Below are 14,948 nucleotides of genomic sequence, written 5' to 3'. Positions count from 1 at the left end.
CTGTGCAAGACAAGCGTGAACTGAAAGCAACGGTGATTCTGCCTGAAGACAGCCACTCAGCGGTTTTGATTGGCCGTGTGTGGTCGAAAGCCGAAAACGGTCCTTGTCCTGTATTGGTCAAAAATGGCCATGTGCACGATCTGTCCAGCTTGTCAGCTACGGTTTCGGGCCTTCTGGAACGCCGTTCGCTAATAAGTGAACTGGAGAATACCGAGAGCTATCCAAACCTCGGTTCTCTGGATGATTATCTTTCCGGTGATCGCGGGGAGTTGCTCGCTCCCATAGACCTGCAATCCATCAAAGCAGCAGGCGTTACCTTTGCCGACAGCATGCTTGAACGCGTGATTGAAGAACAGGCCAAAGGCGATCCCTCTCGAGCCCGCGAAATTCGCGAACGTCTGGCGCCGGTTATCGGCGACAATTTGCGCGGCGTCGTGGCAGGCTCCGAAAAGGCTGCGGAGGTCAAGGCGCTTCTTCAGGAAATGGGACTCTGGTCCCAATATCTGGAAGTGGGTATCGGGCCCGACGCGGAAATCTTCACCAAATCTCAGCCGATGTCGGCCGTTGGATGCGGCGCTACCGTCGGCATTCTGCCCATTTCCCAATGGAACAACCCGGAACCCGAGGTGGTCCTGGTTGTCGCCTCGGATGGACGTATTGTCGGCGCAACTCTTGGCAATGACGTCAATCTTCGAGACGTGGAAGGTCGTTCGGCTTTACTGCTCGGTAAAGCGAAGGACAATAATGCTTCCTGCGCTATCGGCCCGTTTGTTCGTTTGTTCGACGCCCAATTCACTATGGACGTATTGCGCAAACTCAAGCTGTCGCTGACGGTTCATGGGGCTGACGGTTTCGAAATGACCGGCGAAAGCCCTATGGAAGCGATCAGCCGCGATCCTGAAAATCTTGCGTCACAGATGATGAACCGCAATCATCAGTATCCGGACGGCGCAGTGTTGTTTCTTGGCACCATGTTCGCGCCCGTGAAGGATCGTCGTGGTGCGGGACAAGGGTTTACCCACGAAGTCGGCGACCGCGTGGAGATTTCCACGCCGAAGCTTGGACGGCTCATCAACTGGGTCGACCGGACCGACAAATGTCCTGAATGGACATTCGGTATCAGGGCGCTGATCCAGAACCTGCAAGCGCGCGATTTGCTCGATAAAGTCTGAGGGCGCATAGATGACGAAAGCCATAGACTTCTTCTACAAGATACTTGGCGCAATTCTCGTCTTCCTCCTCGCCGGCATGGCTATTATGGTCTTCGTCAACGTGATTTTGCGCTACGCCGCAAACTCTGGACTGACCGTATCGGAAGAACTTGCGCGTTATTTTTTCGTCTGGGTGTCTTTTCTTGGAGCCGTCCTCACCTTTCGCGAGAATAGCCATTTGGGCATCGAGTCGCTCGTTGCTCGCTTTGGACGGCAAGGGCGCGTTACCTGCATGGCAATCAGTTATCTGATCGTCCTGCTTTGTTCCGGGATTTTCTTCTGGGGCACCTGGAAACAGTTCGACATCAACGCCAGCATGGTCGCACCCGTCACGGGACTTTCAATGATCTGGGTTTACGGCGTCGGGTTATTCACGGGTGGCGCAATGTTCATCATTGCCGCCGAGCGCTTCCTGCGCGCTGTCACCGGTCGTTTGACCGATGAGGAAATTGCCACCTTTGCGGGCGAACACTCGCTCGACCATCTGATGGAGTAGACGACATGACGCTCGTAGTATTTGTCGGCTCGCTTCTCAGCGCCATGGCTATCGGCGTTCCGATCGCTTTCTCGCTCATGTTCTGCGGTGTGGTTCTCATGTGGTACATGGGGATGTTCAACACGCAGATCATCGCGCAGAACATGATTGCCGGCGTGGATTCCTTCACGCTGCTGGCAATACCGTTTTTCATTCTGGCTGGTGAGCTTATGAATTCCGGCGGCTTGTCCCGCCGCATCATTGATTTCGCCATAGCTTGCGTCGGGCATATTCGCGGCGGCCTCGGCGTCGTTGCCATTCTCGCAGCCATCATCATGGCCAGCGTTTCGGGTTCCGCCGCTGCGGACACTGCGGCGCTGGCAACCATCCTAGTCCCCATGATGGCGAAAGCGGGCTACAACATCCCCCGGTCTGCGGGACTGATGGCGGCAGGCGGCATCATCGCGCCGGTTATCCCGCCATCCATGGCCATGATCGTGTTTGGGGTTGCTGCCAACGTATCGATAACGCAGCTTTTCATGGCCGGGATAGTGCCCGGTCTGATGATGGGTATCGCGTTACTCTTCACCTGGCAGATCGTCGTCAGAAAAGACAATCTCAAGGTGCTTCCCAAGCAATCCGGCAAAGATCGGCTGCAGGCGACCGGACGTGCACTTTGGGCGCTCGGCATGCCCGTGATCATTCTTGGCGGCATCCGTATGGGCGTCATGACACCGACAGAAGCGGCTGTGGTTGCCGCAGCCTATGCCCTTTTTGTCGGCATGTTCATCTATCGCGAACTGAGATTTGTCGATCTTTACGGCGTGTTTGTGCGAGCTGCCAAAACAACATCCGTCATCATGTTTCTCGTCGCGTCGGCCCTGGTGTCGTCATGGTTGATAACGGCAGCAAATATCCCGGCTGAAATCAGCAGTTACATCGCGCCGCTGATCGACAGTCCGAAACTGCTGATGTTTGCGATCATGATACTTGTGCTCGTCGTCGGAACAGCACTCGACCTTACGCCGACGATCCTCATCCTGACGCCAGTCCTGATGCCGATTGTCAAACAGGCGGGGATCGACCCGGCCTATTTCGGCGTTCTTTTCATTATGAACAACAGCATCGGGCTCATCACGCCGCCGGTCGGCGTCGTGCTGAATGTGGTGAGCGGCGTCTCAAAGGTGCCGCTCGGAAAAGTGGTCGCTGGCGTCAATCCATTTCTGATTTCGCAAGTGATCGTGCTGTTCCTGCTGGTTCTGTTCCCAAGTCTCGTACTGGTACCCATGAACTGGCTGCATTAGGTTTAACATCAACTCTGGGAGGAGAGTTCAATGAAGAAATTGCTTATGCTGGCAACAACCGCCCTGATGGCGGCCGCGCTAACCGTACCCGCTCTTGCCGAATTTCAGGAGCGCAACATTCGTGTCTCCAATGGCATCAACGAGGATCATCCAGTCGGCAATGGCATCAAGGCAATGAATGAATGCCTTGCTGAAAAGTCCGGTGGCAAAATGAAGATAACCGCCTTCTGGGGTGGAGCTCTGGGAGGCGATTTGCAGGCAACGCAGGCACTGCGTTCCGGTGTGCAGGAAGGCGTGGTAACCTCGTCGTCGCCCCTCGTCGGGATAGTTCCAGCGCTTGGCGTTTTCGATCTGCCATTCCTCTTCGCAAACGATGAAGAGGCAGATGCCGTCGTCGACGGCCCCTTCGGCAAAATGATGGACGAAAAGCTCGCGGCCGTCGGCCTCGTCAATCTTGCCTATTGGGAAAACGGCTTCCGAAACCTTTCAAACTCAAAACATCCGGTCAACAAATGGGAAGATTTCAGCGGCATGAAAGTCCGCGTGATGCAGAACAACATCTTCCTCGACACATTCCAGAATTTCGGTGCCAATGCCACACCGATGGCTTTCGGTGAAATCTTCTCAGCGCTGGAAACCAAGGCCATCGATGCGCAGGAAAATCCTTACGTCACCATCGATACTTCAAAATTCTACGAAGTGCAGAAATATGTGACAGAAACCAAGCATGCCTATACGCCGTTCCTGTTCCTGTATTCCAAGCCGATCTTCGACACATATTCCCCTGAGGAACAAGCCGCCTTGCGTGAATGCGCCGTTGTCGGACGCGACGTAGAACGCAAGGTCATTCGTGAATTGAACCAGAAGTCACTCGAGAAGATCAAGGAAGCGGGTCTGGAAGTAAACACGCTTTCGCCGGAAGAGCACGCGCGCATGCTCGAAAAATCCCAGCCGATCTACGCCAAATACAAGTCTCAGATCGGCGACGACGTCATCGATGCGGTGCAAAAGCAGCTAAGCGAAATTCGGAAATAAAAACAATTTGAAAACTCGAACAGGCCGCGCTCGTCACGCGGCCTGTTTTGTTTCGTTCAAGCGGCTTTCCGGCGGCTGTTAACTCGTTCGGCGAGCTTGCGGGCACGCGCAAGACTATCAGCCTGCTCGGTACTGAAACGATCTTCCCCGATTTCCATGATCAGGAAGGTATCGGGCAAAAAAGTCAGTTCATCGAAAATCTCGTCCCACGGAATATCGCCCCAACCGATCGGCAGATGCAGATCGCCAATACCGAGCGCCGTTGCCTCCGCAGGATGATAAAACTTGGTCATCGTGTAAGGGCGACCAAAACTGTCATGAACATGCAGATGCCCGGTTACCGGAGCCATGGCACGAATTTGCGGACGCCAATCGATTCCGAGACGACTGCACTCAATATAAGCATGGCTGAAGTCGATCAGCCCGCAGACGGAAGAGTGGTTGACCGCAGCGACCGTTTCGGCAACCTGAGCCGGTGTCTGCCGATACTCGGCATCGCTCATTGCAAAGATATTTTCCAGCGCGATGCGGACGCCATAAGACTTTGCCAGTTCCGCCATTTCGCCGAGCGCATCCCGCTCCATCTTGTCGAGGTCGGGAAGGCGAGAAGGCGCAGGCATTGTGGCGTGGCCGGAATGATGAACAAGTACTTCCGCTCCCACACGATCGCAGAGTTCCAGCATCGCCCGGACCACTGCCTTTTGATACTCAAGATGTTCGCGATCCATGAAATTGGAAACGATCTGTCCGTGGACGCTGTAACGGACGTCAAACTGTCTGGTAATATTGACGAGGCGATCCACGCGGTGCGGAATGAGACGGCCGCCTGAGATTATTTCCTCGCCATAAAGCGACAATTCCACAGCGTCCGAACCGAGTTCGACGATATTACGGATTGCCCCTTCAAGCGTGCTGAAATTGCCGTCACCTGCCGGAGTGCAAAAGCCAATCGCTGATATTATGTGGTCAGAAGTCATGATACTCGTCCTGTCAGACATGGAAAATGCGCGAACGGGGTGTCCTGTATCGCGCATCCCCTCTGGCACGAGGCTATTTCAGGCGTATGACTATAAGAAACGATTGTTCATCAGTTGAGAGGAATTGCGTTACCATCCTTGCTTGACTGATAAGTGTCGGACAATTCGTCATACTTCGCAAAAATCGCGTCGAGCTTTTTGCGGAGTCGCAAACGATCGGCGTCCGGCAAGGATGCCATCATTTTCGGAATCGAATGGCTATGCCAGAAAGCGTTGTCGCGGTTGTATCCGCCCGGTTCCAGCGTGAAGACTTCCTTGAGGATCTTCAAATCATGCGGGATAGAGAAAGCATCCCGTGAATCTTCATGGCTGAAAAGGTAGTAAAAATTGTCGAAACCACTCCATGTGATAGCCGATAAGCACATGGAGCACGGCTCATGAGTGGAAAGAAACACCATGTCTTTCGTATCGGGACGTCCATTCTCCGGCATTTCATAGAAGCGCTTCAATGTGTGCACTTCGCCGTGCCAGAGCGGATTCTCGGTCTCGTTATTGGTTTCAGCAAGAACAAGAGACAGATCTGACTTGCGCAACAGCGCCGCACCGAAAACCTTGTTGCCTTCCGCAACACCTCGCTCAGTCAGCGGAATGATGTCCTGCTCGATAACCTCAATAAGCTTTTCAAGCAGTTTCAGTTCATTCGTCTGCACAGTTGGTTCCTCCCGCTATTGCAGAATTACGCCGGACCTTTTCGGCCCGGCGCTTTACGGTTACTCCGCAAAGAATGCGAAGCGGATGACGAAAAGTGCAGCGACCAGCCAGGTAGCCAGATGCACGTCACGTGCCTTGCCCGTGAAGGCTTTGAGGATGACATAGCTGATGAAACCGAAGGCCAAACCGTTGGCAATCGAATAGGTGAACGGGATAGCCAAAGCTGTCAGCGCAGCCGGCGCAGCTTCCGTTACGTCGTGCCACTCGATCTCGGTCAATTCACGCATCATCAGGCAAGCGACGTAGATAAGGGCCGGTGCCGTCGCGTAGGCTGGAACAGAACCAGCGAGCGGGGAAATGAACAAGGCCGCAAGAAACAGAAGTGCTACGACCAGTGCCGTCAAGCCTGTACGGCCCCCCGCCTGAACGCCGGATGCGCTTTCCACATAGGCCGTCGTGGACGAAGTACCGAGAAGCGAACCACCCAGAATTGCCGTGCTGTCGGCAAAAAGGGCGCGTCCGAGACGGTTTGGTTTCCCCGGTTCAATCAGACCGCCACGCTTAGCCACGCCGATCAGCGTGCCTGTGGCGTCGAAAACTTCAACCAGCACGAAAACGAGAATGACGTGCAGAATGCCAGTATGCAGAGCACCCATCACATCAAGCTGAAGGAAAGTCGGAGCAAGACTAGGCGGCGCTGAGAAAACACCGCCGAACTGGCTGATGCCAAGAGCGATAGATGCCACGGTGACAATGAGAATACCAATGAGGATCGCACCGCGAACCTTAAGGGCGTCCAGCACCGCGATAATGAAGAAGCCCGCAATCGCCAAAAGCGGTCCCGCCTTCGTCAAATCACCCAGGCCAACCAAAGTCGCCTGATTGCCGACAACCACACCAGCGCTTTTCAGACCAATCAAAGCCAGGAACATGCCGATACCGGCTGCAATCGCACTTCGCAGCGAATGTGGAATACCCTCCACCAACCAGCGGCGTACACCTGTAACGGTCAGGATCAGGAAGATGATACCCGAAATAAAGACAGCACCGAGTGCCTGCTGCCAGGAAAAACCCATCGCCCCAACAACGGTGAAGGCGAAGAAGGCATTAAGACCCATGCCGGGCGCCATGCCGATTGGCCAGTTTGCGACGAGCGCCATGATGATCGAGCCGAGAGCTGCCGCAAGGCAGGTGGCAACGAAAACGGCGTTTCGATCCATACCCGTAGTGGACAGAATATCCGGGTTTACGAAGATGATGTAAGACATCGTCAGGAAGGTCGTCACGCCGGCAATAATTTCCGTTCTCGCCGTTGTGCCGTGTTCCTGCAATTTGAACAGCTTTTCGAGCATCGTCCCTCCAAGGCAAAGCGCCCGTCAATTTAGCGCCCCAATTCGCGTCAAATCACGACGCGCAACCTATTGCGCCCCGCAAATGTGTCGAGTTGAAGCAACCTATGCGATTGCCATAATGTTAGTTGCCGCTGCAGATTTGCAGGCGGACATGTTCCCCATACACCCATCGCGGACAAAAGCACAGTTCTGCCGCGTGAATGCCAGTTTGTTGACATGATTTAGTGTGGACTGAGATTTCACCGCGCGCCAGTCACTCATTTGCGGGAAATATTTGAAACAGATTCAAAAAAGACAGTTCGTGAATGCGGCTCTGCAAATTCTAACCGACTGTTTGGAATGAGCTTTGCAGGAGCAAGGCCGTTCCGTACATGCCAAGAGCAAAAAATGTATGCGCTATAAGATTGAGCAGTCGCACATTGCGCGCATTTGGCAGCTTGGACGCCGCCCAACCGATTCCCAGGCCCGGTTGCAATAAAAACCACCCCGCCGATACCGTCAGTATACCAAATATCCAAACCGGGAAAAATACTGGATCAGAAAACCATTCCGCGCCACCATAAATGGCAAAGATCACGCCATAAAGAATGCCGACTGCATAATGCCCGATCCAGCCGAGCGCTACTTCATGCTTATAAGGTGCAGAAGAGGAAATATCGTCGTGGAAAATCCGCCCATGCCGAAGATGCCAAAACCAGCGTCCCACCAGACCCCAGTTTGGACGTGCCTGTCCGGGCATTGCAGCAAGCAAAAGTGCCCATAAATCCATTACTATGGTTGCGCCGATCCCGATCAGAATTCCGCGCCAGACAATGTCCATCTTGAGTCTTCCTCTGCATCATCGGGCAGCCAGATAAGCCTGAGACCGCCCGATGATGCAAGAGGTAGATCTACGTGCACTCCTGCATTCCAACTTCTTACTGGCAATGACTTGGTATGACAACATGCACCGGCAATAGAACGTTGCTATGAAATAGAAGCGATGAAGAACGGCAATTCTACCGCAGTTAAAACGGAAAGACCGTACCTTCATCGCCGCCCCCGCAAGTACAAGTTGACTGAAATTCAGGATACACGCAATCGCAATCTGTCCCAAAAAGGCACGGATTATGTCCCATTAGCATTCTGTGAGAAGATGATGGACAAGACTGGATTCAAGCGGTTCCAGCGTACCGCGATACCGAACCTAATCCAGAATGTCGGCCAGGAAAAACTATTTAAATAAGGGATACATAAAACAAAAGCGTCGGGACTGGAGACCGACGCTTTGTTATTTTATTCGATTTTCACTTACGGGGCGATCCTTCGGGAGACACGCCATAAGTTATTACTTACCGAAAACTGCGCTCTGGATCTGCGAACGCGAAACACCGATATCGGCAAGAAGATGGTCGTCCATTGCACCGAGCTCACGGATAGCGCGGCGGCGGGATACGAACTGCTGTACTTTCTGACGAATGTTCATTTGCTTTCTCCTCGTTTGGATGATGGGTAAATAGGCGTTTGCCCAAATTTCCACCACGGATATGATTGCAAATGAGGCATGCGTTTTTGCTTGAGCTCGAAACCTTGAAAAGGTCGAATTTACTTCTTCCTCAAGCAATGAGCTGCTTATAGACTTTAAAAACAGAATTTCAGAAATGTCTTTTGCCAATAGGCTTCTAATCGATTAAGGGAACGATAGGAACGAACCCCTCCCCCCGTTTCTTTCGGACATCGTCATGCTTTATGGTATTTTTCTCGCGTTTGCGTCCTATGCGGCATTCGCTGTCAGCGACGCCTGCGTCAAGTTTCTCGATGGAACGTTATCGCCGTATGAAGTCGCGTTTTTCGGCGCCGTCCTTGGTCTGCTGGCTATCCCTTTTACAAAGAAAGCAGACGATGTCTGGCTGGACATGTTTCGCACAACCAACATTCAGATGTGGCTATTGCGGACCGTAACGGCCGCCATGGGAACCATAGGCAGCGTTACCGCATTCACACATCTCTCCATGGCGGAGGCTTTCGCGCTCATTTTCCTCCTGCCTGCCTACGTGACGATCCTTTCCGTGGTATTCCTGAAAGAGCAGGTTGGCTGGAGGCGATGGTCGGCGGTGCTTATCGGATTCGTCGGAGTTCTTATCGTGCTGCGGCCTGGATTCCGGGAGCTTTCCATCGGCCATCTCGGAGCACTTGCTGCCGGCATGGGCGGAGCGATGAGCATCATCATCTTCCGCGTCATGGGTAAGCAGGAAAAGCGCATATCCCTTTATACAAGCGGGTTGATCGGTCCCATCATCATTTGCGGAGCTCTGATGGCTCCGTCATTTGAGGCACCCAACACTGAGCAGTGGATCTACCTCGCAGGCTACGGTCTTCTGGCAGCACTAGCCAATATCCTGTTGATGCTTGCGGCCCAGCGCGCGCCTGCGAGCGCCATCGCCTCTCCGCAATACAGTCAGATGATTTGGGCGATCCTGTTCGGATATTTCGTCTTCCACGACCATATAGACACGCCAATGATGATCGGCATCGTTCTCATCACTATTTCCGGTCTCTTTACTTTCATTCGCGAAAGACAACGCGGCGTGGAGGGCCCTCCGGCTGTGGTTACATCGGAGCCCACCCCGGCGCTTGTTGAAGAACAATCCTGAAAGCAAACCGTGACAAGTTCGCGCTTGTCTCCGGCGTTGCCTCCTCCTACCATGCACGCAGGCCCGTGCCGGATCGATGAAACCGCACCTTAAAAGTGTGCTTAGGACATTGATCCGTTTCAATCATATCGAGACGCTCCGAGCATTTTCCGACAACGATCTGTGTTTGAAGGCGTTCTGACGCGGGCGGAAGCATGAAAGAATATTGTCAAAGGACTAGGAAAATGAACGATAAGCGGGCGATGTGGACCTATTACAAGGGCGAATGGCGTGAAGGGGATGTACGAATTCTAGGCGCAGCCTCGCAGGCGACCTGGCTTGGTTCGCTGGTATTTGATGGCGCACGCCTGTTTGAAGGTGTTACGCCCGATCTCGACCGTCATTGTGCACGCGCCAATGATTCAGCCCGCGCTTTGGGATTGGAGCCCACACTTTCTACCAGCGATATCGAAACATTGGCGCGCGAAGGCCTGAAGAAATTCGCGCCGGGAACAGACGTTTATATCCGTCCCATGTACTGGGCAGAAGAAGGCGACACGAGCACTGTCGCGCCGCTTGCCTCGTCAACGGATTTTGCACTCTGCCTGGAAGCGATCCCCATGGTCGAACCAAAAGGCTTCACTATCACCACTACGTCGTTCCGCCGACCCTATATGGAAGTCATGCCGGTCAATGCCAAAGCTGCGTGCCTCTATCCGAACAATGCGCGCATGCTGCGTGAGGCCAAGGCAAAGGGCTTCCACAATGCTCTGGTGACGGACGTTCTTGGCAATGTCGCAGAAACTGCAACTTCCAACGTTTTCATGGTCCGCGGCGGTGAGGTGTTCACCCCGGCCGCCAACGGCACGTTCCTCAACGGCATCACTCGCCAGAGGGTGATCAACCTGTTGCGCAATGCGGGCATTTCCGTTCATGAAACCGTTCTGAAAATTGACGACTTCCGCCAGGCAGACGAAATCTTTTCTTCAGGCAACATGAGCAAAGTCGTCCCGATCGTCGGTTTCGATGACCGCAAACTGGAATATGGACCGCTGACCAAACGCGCTCGTGCCCTTTATTGGGAATGGGCCCACGCCTGATATCCACACACAACATCTCCGGTCCTCCGACCGGAGATGTTTTTCACCGCTCGCAAATCTGACATCGCCGTTACATGATCGAACATACGCCCCTTTTTCTCGCAATCGCAGTCATTGCGGCATTTCTTGTCGGGCTTTCAAAAGGTGGCTTGCCGTCGGTTGGTACACTTGCCGTTCCCTTGATGGCATTAGTCATATCACCCGTCACTGCTGCTGCGCTTTTGCTTCCGATCTATGTCATCAGCGATATGTTCGGGCTGTATCTTTACCGCCGCCATTTTTCCCCACGCAATCTCGCGATCCTGACTCCCGCCGCGATTCTCGGCGTCGGCATCGGATGGATGTTCAGTGCGCACCTGTCGCCTACATTCATAGGAATGCTGGTCGGCTTGGTTGGTATCCTTTTCTGTTTCAACGCGTGGTTCGGCGCCCGTTATCGTAAGAAAGCCAGAAAGGCGGATGTGCCCGGCGGAGCATTCTGGGGTGTACTTACCGGACTGACCAGCTTTGTCTCTCATTCCGGGGCTCCACCGTTTCAGATGTATGTGTTGCCACAACACCTCCCGAAGCTGGTCTTCGCCGGTACCTCGACTATTCTTTTCGCCATCGTCAACGCCGTTAAACTCGTTCCTTACTGGCAGTTGCAGCAGTTTTCCCACCTCGATACGTCGCTTGGTCTCTGGCTGGTTCCCGCTGCAATAGTCGGTACCTTCGTCGGCGCCAAGCTGACGCGAATAATGCCGGACGGTCCGTTTTTCTTGCTGGTTCAACTGACCTTGTTCGGACTCTCCATCAAGCTGATTGCCGACTGGACCGTGCCTTATCTCTTCGGTTGAATAGTTTCAGCCATCGCTTGCAACGCTTCGTCCCTTCAGTCACGATGCCTGTATCAAGCGCCTTTTGGGAGAGAGGAAGCGGGGATGGCTGATGCTGATGCGATTATCATCGGAGCAGGACTAGCGGGGCTTGTCGCGGCTCACGAGCTGGCTGCTGCCGGGCGCAAAGTCATTCTCCTCGAACAGGAAGGCGAAAACTCCATCGGCGGACAGGCATTCTGGTCGCTCGGTGGACTGTTTATGGTCGACAGTCCCGAACAGCGTCGTCTTGGAATCAAGGACAATATTGATCTCGCACGGCAAGATTGGTTCGGCTCGGCACAATTTGATCGACCCGAAGACCACTGGCCAAAGCGCTGGGCGGAATCTTATCTGGCGTTTGCCGCCGGAGAAATGCGATCCTGGCTCCACAGTCTCGGCATGCGCTGGTTTCCTGTTGTGGGCTGGGCAGAGCGCGGCGGCGCGCGAGCAGATGGTCACGGCAATTCCGTGCCGCGTTTTCATATTACGTGGGGCACTGGGCCCGCCGTCGTTGCGCCGTTCGAACGATCTCTTCGTGAAGCGATCGGCAAAGGGCTTATTACCTTGAAATGCCGCCACCGAGTCAACAGCATAGCCACTACAGACGGACGAGCCAGCGGCGTCTATGGCGAAGTGCTGGCCCCTTCGACCGTTGAGCGCGGGAAACCTTCATCACGAGATGCCGTAGGGGAGTTCGCCTACTTCGCGGACTGCGTGATCGTCACGTCGGGGGGAATAGGCGGAGATCCCGACAAAGTTCGAAGAGCATGGCCACGCGACCGGCTCGGCAATCCGCCGAAAGAAATGGTGTTGGGTGTTCCGGCCCATGTCGATGGGCGAGGCATTGATATCGCGGTAGCCGCAGGCGGTCACGTCATCAATGCCGATCGCATGTGGCACTACACGGAAGGCGTGCGCAACTGGGACCCGATTTGGCCGAACCATGGCATTCGCATTCTGCCGGGACCGTCTTCCATGTGGTTCGACGCCAGGGGTGATCGCCTCCCTGCCCCCTATCTCCCCGGTTTCGACACACTGGGCACGCTCAAACATATTCTATCCACCGGCTACGATTATTCCTGGTTCGTCCTGACGGAGAAAATCATTCGTAAGGAATTCTCCCTGTCCGGATCGGAACAAAACCCGGATATCACCGGCAAGGACTGGAAACTCTTGCTTAAAAGCCGCCTTGGTAAAGCCCCGCCACCTCCGGTGAAGGCATTTCTGGACAATGGAGCGGATTTCGTCACAGCGGTTACGCTTGATGAACTCATTGCAAAAATGAACAGTCTAACGGGAGAAAAGCTTCTCAAGCTTGACCATATACGCGATCAAATCGAAGCGCGGGACCGCGAGCTGATCAATCGCTATTCCAAGGATGCTCAGGTAATGGCGATTCATAATGCCAGGGCCTATATCGGCGATCGTCTTACACGCGCCGTTCCCCTGCATCCAATGCTGGAAGCTTCCAATGGTCCACTCATTGCAGTCAAACTTCATATTCTGACACGCAAGACACTCGGCGGCCTGCATACCGACTTGGACGCCCAGGTTCTCAATTCAGCTGGAGAAAGAGTACCTGGCCTGTACGCTGCAGGTGAGGCCGCCGGTTTCGGCGGCGGCGGCTATCACGGATATAACGCGCTTGAGGGGACGTTTCTTGGCGGCTGCATCTTTTCCGGTCGGACGGCGGGCCGGGCTGCAGCTGCAGCCTCGCTCTAACTCTCGTTCCCTGGCATCGCTCCTAAAGGGCCGCTTCCATATATGAGTTTTTTATTTTTCGGTCCCGGCTTCGCTCTCGAAACCCTATGCCAAACGGCAACATAATGCCCCTGTAAGAAACAGGGAGCCCTCTCGGGCATGATTATGGATTTCTTCGTCCTTGCAATCGGCATCGGCTTTTTTAGCCTGCTGTTCGGCTATTTGCGCATCTGCGAAAGGCTTTGAGGCAGGTCATGATGATCGAATACATCGCCGGCGCTTTGGTCGCCGTCTTCATAGCCGCCTATCTTCTTTATGCGCTTTTGCGACCAGAACGATTCTAAGCGGGTTTCTGGCCGACACCACGTAACCGGCAGCTATTCAGTCCTCGGAAAAGACAATGACCCTTAATGGATGGATTCAGATCCTCGTTTTCTGCGGGATCATCATTTTGCTCGTCAAGCCGCTCGGCGGCTACATGACGCGCGTTTTCAACGGTGAACGGACTTTTCTTTCACCAATCCTGGTGCCTGCGGAGCGCGGGCTTTATCGTCTCGCAGGCACGAGCGAACGCGAAGAGCAGCACTGGACAACCTACACCGTTTCCCTGCTTCTTTTCAACCTGGCGGGCTTTTTGCTCCTTTACGTGCTCCAGCGGGTTCAAGGCTCCCTGCCCTTCAATCCGATGGGCATGAGCAACGTTCCCGCTGATCTCGCCTTCAACACCACCGCAAGTTTTGTCACCAACACCAACTGGCAGAACTATGGCGGCGAAAGCACACTCTCTTACGTGACGCAAATGGCAGGGCTGACAGTGCAAAACTTCGTTTCAGCTGCGACCGGCGTTGCCATCGCCATAGCGCTCATTCGCGCGTTCTCGCGTAAGTCGATGAAGACGCTTGGAAATTTCTGGGTCGATCTTACGCGCTGCACGCTCTACATCCTACTGCCCTTGTGCGTCCTCCTTACCTTGGCTTTCGTCAGTCTCGGCGTGCCGCAAACGATTGGAGCCTATGCCGAAGCTACGACGCTGGAGGGTGCGCGACAGGTGATAGCGCTCGGGCCAGTCGCCTCGCAACTCGCGATCAAGATGCTTGGCACCAATGGCGGCGGCTTTTTCAACGCCAATTCCGCGCATCCTTTCGAAAACCCCGACGCCATTTCCAACCTGATCCAGATGGTTGCGATTTTCGCCATCGGTGCTTCGCTGACCAACGTCTTCGGGCGGATGGTCGGCAACGAGCGCCAAGGCTGGGCGATCTTTGCCGCCATGGGCATATTGTTCGTCGCGGGCGTTGCAGTCTGCTACTGGGCGGAAGCCACCGGCAATCCTCTTATCCATGCACTCGGAATTGACGGCGGCAACATGGAAGGTAAGGAAACACGCTTCGGCATCGCTATGTCCGCGCTATTCGCCGTTGTTACAACCGCTGCCTCATGTGGCGCAGTGATCGCCATGCATGACAGCATGATGGCGCTCGGCGGAATGATCCCCATGATCAATATGATGCTTGGGGAGATAATCATCGGCGGGGTTGGCGCAGGCTTCTACGGCATAGTCCTCTTCGTCGTCGTCGCCATTTTCGTAGCTGGCCTGATGGTTGGGCGAACTC

At 54.3% G+C, this 14,948-nt stretch carries 15 protein-coding genes; 10 read left to right on the top strand and 5 right to left on the bottom strand.

Annotated features, from left to right (window positions below):
* Window positions 1-2 precede the first annotated feature (2 nt).
* Genes JNC63_RS19920 through JNC63_RS19905 form a run of 4 tightly spaced genes read left to right on the top strand, consistent with a single transcriptional unit; the run spans window position 3 to window position 4,025 of the window.
* Window positions 3-1,172 (top strand): fumarylacetoacetate hydrolase family protein, encoded by a 1,170-nt coding sequence (locus JNC63_RS19920; protein WP_081252510.1) that lies wholly within the window; start codon window positions 3-5, stop codon window positions 1,170-1,172.
* A 10-nt stretch (window positions 1,173-1,182) separates the two neighbouring features.
* Window positions 1,183-1,707 (top strand): TRAP transporter small permease, encoded by a 525-nt coding sequence (locus tag JNC63_RS19915; protein WP_006469017.1) that lies wholly within the window; start codon window positions 1,183-1,185, stop codon window positions 1,705-1,707.
* Window positions 1,708-1,712: 5 nt separating this feature from the next.
* Window positions 1,713-2,990 carry a TRAP transporter large permease gene (locus JNC63_RS19910; protein ID WP_063621075.1) on the top strand — a complete coding sequence of 426 codons (1,278 nt, stop codon included), beginning with the start codon at window positions 1,713-1,715 and terminating at the stop codon, window positions 2,988-2,990.
* A 30-nt stretch (window positions 2,991-3,020) separates the two neighbouring features.
* Complete coding sequence (locus JNC63_RS19905; protein ID WP_063621077.1) at window positions 3,021-4,025, top strand: TRAP transporter substrate-binding protein; 1,005 nt, start codon at window positions 3,021-3,023, stop codon at window positions 4,023-4,025.
* Between the two features lie 56 nt (window positions 4,026-4,081).
* Here the strand turns inward: JNC63_RS19905 and JNC63_RS19900 are convergent, their stop codons facing one another.
* The 5 genes from JNC63_RS19900 to JNC63_RS19880 form a co-directional block, all read right to left on the bottom strand.
* Window positions 4,082-5,002: a sugar phosphate isomerase/epimerase family protein gene (locus tag JNC63_RS19900; RefSeq protein WP_006471328.1), complete on the bottom strand. Its 921-nt coding sequence runs from the start codon at window positions 5,000-5,002 to the stop codon at window positions 4,082-4,084.
* A 110-nt stretch (window positions 5,003-5,112) separates the two neighbouring features.
* Entirely contained in the window at window positions 5,113-5,712 is a 600-nt protein-coding gene (locus JNC63_RS19895) for a nucleoside deaminase (RefSeq protein WP_006469021.1), read from the bottom strand.
* Window positions 5,713-5,772: 60 nt separating this feature from the next.
* Complete coding sequence (locus JNC63_RS19890; protein ID WP_006471329.1) at window positions 5,773-7,065, bottom strand: NCS2 family permease; 1,293 nt, start codon at window positions 7,063-7,065, stop codon at window positions 5,773-5,775.
* Between the two features lie 322 nt (window positions 7,066-7,387).
* Window positions 7,388-7,885, bottom strand: coding sequence for a DUF2938 domain-containing protein (locus tag JNC63_RS19885; protein ID WP_006469022.1), 498 nt, complete (start codon window positions 7,883-7,885; stop codon window positions 7,388-7,390).
* Window positions 7,886-8,392: 507 nt separating this feature from the next.
* Window positions 8,393-8,530 carry a DUF1127 domain-containing protein gene (locus JNC63_RS19880; protein ID WP_006471330.1) on the bottom strand — a complete coding sequence of 46 codons (138 nt, stop codon included), beginning with the start codon at window positions 8,528-8,530 and terminating at the stop codon, window positions 8,393-8,395.
* A gap of 256 nt (window positions 8,531-8,786) precedes the next feature.
* Here JNC63_RS19880 and JNC63_RS19875 point away from each other — a divergent pair, with 256 nt between their 5' ends.
* From JNC63_RS19875 to kdpA, 6 genes are all read left to right on the top strand, one after another.
* Complete coding sequence (locus tag JNC63_RS19875) at window positions 8,787-9,698, top strand: DMT family transporter (RefSeq protein ID WP_006469025.1); 912 nt, start codon at window positions 8,787-8,789, stop codon at window positions 9,696-9,698.
* Between the two features lie 224 nt (window positions 9,699-9,922).
* A complete protein-coding gene (locus JNC63_RS19870; protein ID WP_031346972.1) occupies window positions 9,923-10,777 on the top strand; it encodes a branched-chain amino acid aminotransferase in 855 nt (284 codons plus the stop codon).
* Between the two features lie 74 nt (window positions 10,778-10,851).
* Window positions 10,852-11,613 carry a sulfite exporter TauE/SafE family protein gene (locus JNC63_RS19865; protein ID WP_006469027.1) on the top strand — a complete coding sequence of 254 codons (762 nt, stop codon included), beginning with the start codon at window positions 10,852-10,854 and terminating at the stop codon, window positions 11,611-11,613.
* Window positions 11,614-11,697: 84 nt separating this feature from the next.
* Complete coding sequence (locus tag JNC63_RS19860; protein ID WP_063621079.1) at window positions 11,698-13,356, top strand: FAD-binding dehydrogenase; 1,659 nt, start codon at window positions 11,698-11,700, stop codon at window positions 13,354-13,356.
* 233 nt (window positions 13,357-13,589) lie between these two features.
* A complete protein-coding gene (kdpF, locus tag JNC63_RS19855; RefSeq protein WP_021587266.1) occupies window positions 13,590-13,679 on the top strand; it encodes a K(+)-transporting ATPase subunit F in 90 nt (29 codons plus the stop codon).
* Between the two features lie 56 nt (window positions 13,680-13,735).
* Window positions 13,736-14,948: potassium-transporting ATPase subunit KdpA (gene kdpA / locus JNC63_RS19850; RefSeq protein WP_374846701.1), on the top strand; the 1,213-nt coding region annotated here is incomplete at its 3' end.

Source organism: Brucella ciceri, from assembly GCF_041930145.1.
Lineage (GTDB): Bacteria > Pseudomonadota > Alphaproteobacteria > Rhizobiales > Rhizobiaceae > Brucella > Brucella intermedia.
This window is presented reverse-complemented; position numbering and strand designations above follow the sequence as displayed.

Excerpts from the sequence above, each read along its gene's own strand:
- JNC63_RS19860 (WP_063621079.1), top strand. The coding sequence starts at position 11,698 with ATGGCTGATGCTGATGCGATTATCATCGGAGCAGGACTAGCGGGGCTT.
- JNC63_RS19910 (WP_063621075.1), top strand. The coding sequence starts at position 1,713 with ATGACGCTCGTAGTATTTGTCGGCTCGCTTCTCAGCGCCATGGCTATC.
- JNC63_RS19900 (WP_006471328.1), bottom strand. The coding sequence starts at position 5,002 with ATGACTTCTGACCACATAATATCAGCGATTGGCTTTTGCACTCCGGCA.
- kdpF (WP_021587266.1), top strand. The coding sequence starts at position 13,590 with ATGATGATCGAATACATCGCCGGCGCTTTGGTCGCCGTCTTCATAGCC.
- JNC63_RS19870 (WP_031346972.1), top strand. The coding sequence starts at position 9,923 with ATGAACGATAAGCGGGCGATGTGGACCTATTACAAGGGCGAATGGCGT.
- JNC63_RS19885 (WP_006469022.1), bottom strand. The coding sequence starts at position 7,885 with ATGGACATTGTCTGGCGCGGAATTCTGATCGGGATCGGCGCAACCATA.
- JNC63_RS19915 (WP_006469017.1), top strand. The coding sequence starts at position 1,183 with ATGACGAAAGCCATAGACTTCTTCTACAAGATACTTGGCGCAATTCTC.
- JNC63_RS19875 (WP_006469025.1), top strand. The coding sequence starts at position 8,787 with ATGCTTTATGGTATTTTTCTCGCGTTTGCGTCCTATGCGGCATTCGCT.
- JNC63_RS19890 (WP_006471329.1), bottom strand. The coding sequence starts at position 7,065 with ATGCTCGAAAAGCTGTTCAAATTGCAGGAACACGGCACAACGGCGAGA.
- JNC63_RS19865 (WP_006469027.1), top strand. The coding sequence starts at position 10,852 with ATGATCGAACATACGCCCCTTTTTCTCGCAATCGCAGTCATTGCGGCA.
- JNC63_RS19880 (WP_006471330.1), bottom strand. The coding sequence starts at position 8,530 with ATGAACATTCGTCAGAAAGTACAGCAGTTCGTATCCCGCCGCCGCGCT.
- JNC63_RS19905 (WP_063621077.1), top strand. The coding sequence starts at position 3,021 with ATGAAGAAATTGCTTATGCTGGCAACAACCGCCCTGATGGCGGCCGCG.